Consider the following 6,487-nt stretch of genomic DNA (forward strand, 5'->3'; position numbering starts at 1 on the left):
GCGGCATCCGCACCTCGGCCCGGCGGGTCCGGCGCCTGATGGGCCAGCACGGCCTGCTCGCGCCACACCGCGTCGGCCGTCCCGAGCAGCGCGCCCATGACGGCACCATCACCACCACGGCGGTGGATGTGATGTGGGGGACAGATATGACCGAGACCATCACCCTGCGCGAGGGGCGGGCCCGGGTGTTCGTTGCCGTCGACCACTGCTCCGGCGAGTGCGTCGGCAACCATGCCGCCCGCTCCGGCAACCGCTTCGAGGCACTCGAGCCGGTCCGCCAGGGCGTGCTGCGCCACTTCGGCGGCATCGAAAAGAACGCGGCCAAGGGTCTCTCCCTCCGCCACGACCACGGCTCCAACTACATGTCCGGCGACTTCCAGGACGAGATCACCTTCTTCGGCATCGAGAGCTCGCCCTCCTTCGTCCGCCAGCCCGAGGGCAACGGCGTCGCCGAACGCTTCATCCGCACCCTGAAGGAGAACTTCTTATGGGTGCACACCTTCGACACCATCGAAGAGCTGCGCCGCGGGCTGCAGGATTTCGTGGCCCACTACAACGCCACCTGGCTCGTCGCCCGGCACGGCTACCGCACCCCGAACCAGATCCGCGCCGAGCAACGCGGCCTTGCTCAATGCCAACTGGCCAACCTACCCTTGGCCGCCTGAACAGCGCAGCCAGCTGTCTCAACAACCGGCCGCACTACACCCGGTCGCTGACCGCCTGCGCGACATGGGCTACGTGGTGCTGGAGGCGGCGGACGGGCCGGAGGCGTTACAGATTCTTGCCTCGGCCCGGCCGGATTTGCTGATCACCGACGTCGGGCTGCCGAACGGCATGAACGGGCGACAGGTGGCCGAGGCGGCGCGCGAGCGGCAACCGGGACTGCCGGTGCTGTTCATCACCGGCTACGCCGGCACGGTGCTGCCTCTGGGTGTAGAGGTGATCGGCAAGCCCTTTGAGCTCGACGTCCTGTTTGAGCTCGACGTCCTGGTGAGGCGGGTGGAAACGCTCCTGGCGACGGAGCGGCGGGACCCGGGCGTGAGCCCTGGGGCCTAGCTAGTGGTCGTTGCCAAGGACGTTGTCTCTGACCATTCTGGTGACGGGGGCTTTTCCCGTGAAGACGGCGTGAGGGGTATCTGCCCTATCGTAAAGTCAGGATGCGTTCCCAATCAACGGGCGGGATGCAAACAGTTGAGCGACGGAGGCGATTTCGCGCTGATTGTCACCTCGGGTAGCACAGAGAAGGAACACGTCTTGGCACCCACGTCATCACTCCCCCTGGACTGGGATCCGGAGCACCTAAGCGCGGCTATCGAGTCCGCTGGCGTCGGCCTGTGGTGGTGGAACGTTGAAACCGACGAGATCGCTATGGACAGGCGCGCCTACGCGCTTTGGGAGTTGCGCGAGGGGAGCGTTGCAACCTTCGAAGATTTGTCGGCGAAGATCCATCCGAAGGACCTCGATAGGGTGCGGGCGGCGTTTACCGCGACGCGGGCGATTGTGGGGCCGTATGAGATCGACTTCCGCATCCTGTCCGGCGACGACATTCGATGGATCTCTACCCGTGGTCAGGGCAACGATGCCGATATCCAGAAGAATGTCATGCGCGGCATCTTCCTCGACGTGACCGGGCGTAAGCAGGCCGAGGAAGCCAATCAACTACTGGCCGGTGAGATGAGCCACCGGGTCAAGAACCTGCTGCTCGTCGCCTCGCAGCTGGCCCAGATCACGTCGCGCTCGGCGGCGACGACCGCCGACATGGCGCAGGATCTCACGAGGCGGCTGACCGCTCTGGGGCGTGCTCATGACCTCGTCCGCCCGAGGGGCGGCCGTCCGGTCGAAGCGGCGCTCCTCGGCGATCTGCTGGCGGTGCTACTGCACGCCTACGACGATACGGACGGCTCCTCCGGGCGCATCCGTGTCTCAGTGCCAAGGATAGACATTGGCGAGGCGGCCGCCACGACGCTCGCCCTCGTGGTGCACGAGTTGGCGACGAACTCCCTGAAGTACGGCGCGCTCTCGGCAGAGTGTGGCACGCTCGACCTGGGGTGCACTCTCCAGGGCGATGACGTGGTGGTCGTCTGGACCGAACGAGGCGGCCCGGCTGTTGTCGAGCCTTCCGCTCCTGCCGGCTACGGCAGCGAACTCATCCGGCGTAGCATGGCGCGCCAGCTCGGTGGCAGCATCGCCTTCGACTGGTCGGCGGGGGGGCTGATCGTCACATTGCGGATGCGGCGGAACCGCCTAGCGGCCTGAACCACCAGCGGGTCCGGCACGAGGGTGCGGTTACTAGGGCCCGCGTCCGTTCACCAGACGACGAACGCCTGCCCGTCGCTCCAATAGGCCCAAGCGTGCTGGGCGCATCCGCCACCTCGGCATACTGCACAGCGCGGGCGAGGGCCGCCTTGGCATGCTCCGCTGGCGTGACCGCTGCTCGTGCCAGAACGGGCAGAGTGGAGGTGCTAAGCGATCCTTCAGGCATGCTTTGCTCTGCTCCCGGGCGCTACGCCGGCCAGGGGCGTTGCGCTCCCCTTAAAGCCACCTCGCCGGCTAGAGCGGATTGCGTTTTAGGATGAACGGTATCCGCAGTGTTGAAACCAGGCACGCGCGTCGTCTGGGGTGATCGCGTCGAGGGCGTCTGGCAGGGCGTCCTCGATGGTGCCAATGGTCCTTGGCGCGACGGCGCGCAGCCTGGCCTTCAGCTTGGACCAGGCCAGTTCGATCGGGTTCAGGTCTGGCGAGTAGGCCGGCAGGTAGCGATGGCCGAGACCGGCGCGGCGAAGTGCGGCCCGAACCGCCGCGGCTCGGTGCGGGGCGAGGTTGTCCATGGCGACGAGCGCCTCGGGGCGGCTGTGCAGGGCCGGGATCAGAACCTGCTCGATGAAGGCGAGGAAGACGGCGGTGCTGGTGGCGGCCGCGATGGTCATGACCGCGACCAGGCCGTCGCGGGCGATGGCGCCGAGGATGGTCAGCCGCCGCCAATGCCCACCCGGGATGCGGCCGACGGCACGCTGGCCCTGCGGCGCCCGGGCATGGCTGCGGGTCAGGCGGGTGTCGAGGCCGCTCTCGTCGAGGAAGACGAGACGGTCGGGATCGACCTGACCCATGACCTCGTCCCGCCAGGCGGCCCGGGCAGCGACGATGTCGGGCCGCTCCTGCTCGCTCGCGTGCAGGGTCTTTTTTTCCGCCGCAGGCCGGCACGCCGCAGCGCCCGGCAGATCACCGGCGTGCTGAAGCGTCGGCCGATCCGCTCGGCCAGCATTCCCGCGTATTCGGCCAGTGTCGCATCCGGCCGCTCAGCCACCAGGGCAGCCAGTAGCCCCGGTTCCGCCGCCCCGCCCAGCAGGGGCTGACCTCCACGACGGCGCAGCGGGGCGCGGCGGCCCTCCCGCGCCTGCCGCAGCCAATTGTTCACCGTGCCGACCGCGACCTCGAACCGCTCGGCCAGGACACGCTGACTGCCCTCGCGCCGCTCATGCGCCGCCAGCACGCGCTCTCGCAGGTTTGCCGATAGCGCCATGGCTCCGAACCCTCAAAGCCACCAATAACGCAGCCTCGAACCAGACGTTCAGATCACTAAGCAATCCGCTCTATGTGTTGAGAGTTTGGGGTGCTGCACGGCACGACACAGCCCTTGGTGATGGCGGTGCTTGGCTCCACCGTCACTCTCGTTCCGCAGATGATGCGTTCGATTATTCTGTGCCCAGGCGGCCTCACCCAACCGCAACCTGAGAGAAGGTATACAGAAAGCTACATTATAGGGTGACGTCTCATTTGCCTCAGTCTATCTGGCGACCATGCCAGCCCACAACAGCCTCCAGGTCATCATCCCAGCCGGACTGTTTCAGCCTAGGGCGCATTCCGCCGCGGCTGCAGCGGGTGGAAGCGTCGCTATCGGAGCTGCATACCCAACGCCGTGCCACTTCGATTCCGAGCAACACCGATGAACGGCCGCACGGTTGACCTCTCGCGTCACAGGCTGCCGAGCCTGGGCCGCCTCGCCGAACTCGTCCTCGAGAGTTCGGCCGACTTCGCGGTTTTCACGATCTGTCTGGACGGGGTTATCACCAGCTGGAACAGCGCCGCCGAGCGTGTGATGGGCTGGTCCGAAGACGAGGTGGTCGGCCGGGATGCCTGCATGATCTTCACGTCCGAGGACCAGGCGGCGGGCATCTGTGCCGCGGAGATGGCGACAGCCCGGAGCAGTGGACGGGCCAAGGATGAGCGCTGGCACATGCGCAAAGACGGCTCCCGCTACTGGGGCTCTGGCTCGATGACACGGCTCGAGGACGATGAGACCGGCGAACACCTTGGCTACGTCAAGATCGTCCGGGACCGCACAGCGGAGCACTTGGCCGGGGAGCGGCTCCAGGCGAGCGAGGCGCTGCTGCGCAACGTCATGGAGAGCAGTGCCGACTGCCTCAAGCTGCTCGACCTCCAGGGACGGCTGACCTTCATGAACGCGCCCGGGCTGTGCGCGATGGAGGTGGAGGAGTTCCGGACGGTTGATGGCAAGGAGTGGGTATCCCTTTGGCCGGAGGAGCAGCGGAATAAACTCCGGGCTGCTATGGCCGAGGCGCTGGCGGGCCGGGTTGGCCGGCTTCAAGGCTTCTGCCCGACGGCCAAGGGGACGCCGCGGTGGTGGGACGTGCAAGTCACGGCGGTGCCCGGCGAGGGTGGCCAGCCCTCCCTCCTGCTGGCCTCCTCGCGCGACGTCACCGAGCAGAGGCGGGCCGAGGAGCGGCTGCGGGAGAGCGAGGCGCAGCTGCGGCTCCAGCGCGAGTTCCTGCATACCTTGATCCGCCAAGCCCCGGTCGGCATCTCCATTACCGAGGCGCCGAGCGGGCGTGCAGTCGTCCTGAACGACAAGGCTCGGGAGATCCTCGGCCACGGCGAGCTGGGCGAGGACGCCACCCGCTACCAGGCATACGGCGCCGTCCATCCGGACGGTCGCCCCTTTGCCATCGAGGACTACCCCACCATGCGCACCCTGCGCCACGGCGAGGTCGTCAAGCAGGAGGAGATAATCTATCGGCGACACGGTGACGATGCCGATGGCTCTGCCTCGAGGCGGCGGCTGGAGGTGAGCAGTGCGCCGGTGCGTGACGGGTCCGGCCGGATCGCCGCAGCGGTGACAGTACTCTACGATATCGAGGAGCGACGCCGCGCGGAAGAGGCGCGCAGTGTGGTCGAGGAGCGCTACCGGCTTGCCGTGCGGGCGACCAATGACGCCATTTGGGACTGGGACCTCCGGCGCGACTGCATCGAATGGAACGAGGCCTTGAACGAGGCTTATGGCTACCACCCGGAGGACGTGGATCCCTCCGGAGGGTGGTGGATCGAGCACATCCACCCGGAGGACAGGGGACGCGTCTTCCGTTCCATCCACGCGGTGATTGACGGAACCGGGACCCACTGGTCCGACGAGTACCGCTTCCTGCGCGCTGATGGCACCTACGCCGACGTGCTTGACCGCGGCTTCATGGTGCGGGGACCGGATGGAGTGCCGGTCCGGATGCTCGGCGCCATGCTCGATCTCACCGAGCGCAGGCACGCCGAGAGGGAGCTACGGCGGCTGAACGAGCATCTCGAGAACGAGGTGGCGCGCCGGGCCGAGCAGCTTCGCCAACAGGAGGATGTCCTGCGGCAAAGCCAGAAGCTCGAGGCTATCGGCCAGCTCACCGGCGGAGTGGCGCACGACTTCAACAACCTGCTGACCGTCATCCGCTCCTCCGCAGGCTTACTGCGGCGGCCCAGCCTGCCCGAAGACCGGCGTCGCCGCTATGTCGAGGCGATCGCCGAGACGGCGGACCGAGCCGCGAAGCTCACCGGGCAACTCTTGGCCTTCGCGCGGCGACAACCCCTGAAGCCGGAGGTGTTCGCGGTCGGCGACCGGGTCGCGTCCGTGGTGGCGTTGGTCCGCCCCCTGGTGGGTGCACGCGTCCGCATCGAGACAGAGATCGAGTGCGAGGACTGCGCCGTGAAGGCGGACCCGAACCAGTTCGAGACGGCCTTGCTGAATCTGGCCGTCAACGCGCGGGACGCCATGGACGGCGAGGGCCGCCTGACGCTCCGGACGTGGTTGGCGTCCGGGGTGCCTGCCACCCGCGGGCATGCGGGCGCACCGGGTGCCTTTGTCGCAGTGTCAGTCACCGACACCGGCTCGGGCATCGCGTCGGAGATGATGGGGAGGATTTTCGAGCCGTTCTTCACAACCAAGGAGGTCGGCAAGGGCACCGGGCTCGGACTATCGCAGGTCTACGGCTTCGCCAAGCAGTCCGGGGGAGAGCTCCAGGTCGAGAGCGAGGTTGGTCGGGGCACCACCTTCACTCTTTACTTGCTCCGAGCAAAGGCCAAGCCCCTAGCAGGCTGCTGAAAAGCGGTCTCGGAAAGCGGTTGGTTGGTCTCGGTGACCCGCATCCAGCGGCGGCGTTGTCCGAGCATGCGGCTTTTCGCGCGGTTTTCGGGGGGCGGCGGCGGTCGCGGG

6 protein-coding genes are annotated in these 6,487 nt (G+C 67.3%); 4 read left to right on the plus strand and 2 right to left on the minus strand.

Annotation, left to right across the window (positions count from 1 at the left end; all coding sequences use genetic code 11):
* From ACFQS7_RS30385 to ACFQS7_RS30395, 3 genes are all read left to right on the plus strand, one after another.
* A partial coding sequence (locus ACFQS7_RS30385; protein WP_380070890.1) for a transposase occupies window positions 1–665 on the plus strand: 665 nt, incomplete at its 5' end.
* Window positions 625–1,056 carry a response regulator gene (locus tag ACFQS7_RS30390; RefSeq protein WP_380070891.1) on the plus strand — a complete coding sequence of 144 codons (432 nt, stop codon included), beginning with the start codon at window positions 625–627 and terminating at the stop codon, window positions 1,054–1,056. The genes ACFQS7_RS30385 and ACFQS7_RS30390, both read left to right, overlap by 41 nt.
* 135 nt (window positions 1,057–1,191) lie before the next feature.
* A complete protein-coding gene (locus ACFQS7_RS30395) occupies window positions 1,192–2,256 on the plus strand; it encodes a sensor histidine kinase (RefSeq protein ID WP_380070892.1) in 1,065 nt (354 codons plus the stop codon).
* A gap of 311 nt (window positions 2,257–2,567) precedes the next feature.
* On the opposite strand, the gene ACFQS7_RS30400 is transcribed toward ACFQS7_RS30395, so the two are convergent.
* Both ACFQS7_RS30400 and ACFQS7_RS30405 read right to left on the minus strand, forming a co-directional pair.
* Window positions 2,568–3,107, minus strand: a complete 540-nt coding sequence (locus tag ACFQS7_RS30400) for an IS630 family transposase (protein WP_380070893.1) — start codon at window positions 3,105–3,107, stop codon at window positions 2,568–2,570.
* On the minus strand, window positions 3,044–3,520 hold the full coding sequence (locus ACFQS7_RS30405; protein ID WP_380070894.1) for a hypothetical protein: 477 nt from the start codon (window positions 3,518–3,520) through the stop codon (window positions 3,044–3,046). The genes ACFQS7_RS30400 and ACFQS7_RS30405 overlap by 64 nt, the downstream gene beginning before the upstream one ends.
* A gap of 423 nt (window positions 3,521–3,943) precedes the next feature.
* Between ACFQS7_RS30405 and ACFQS7_RS30410 the strand changes: the two genes are divergently transcribed.
* Window positions 3,944–6,376: a PAS domain S-box protein gene (locus ACFQS7_RS30410; protein ID WP_380070895.1), complete on the plus strand. Its 2,433-nt coding sequence runs from the start codon at window positions 3,944–3,946 to the stop codon at window positions 6,374–6,376.
* The last annotated feature ends 111 nt before the right edge of the window (window positions 6,377–6,487 follow it).

It is taken from the genome of Dankookia sp. GCM10030260 (assembly GCF_042666655.1).
In the GTDB taxonomy this organism is placed as follows: Bacteria; Pseudomonadota; Alphaproteobacteria; order Acetobacterales; family Acetobacteraceae; genus Paracraurococcus.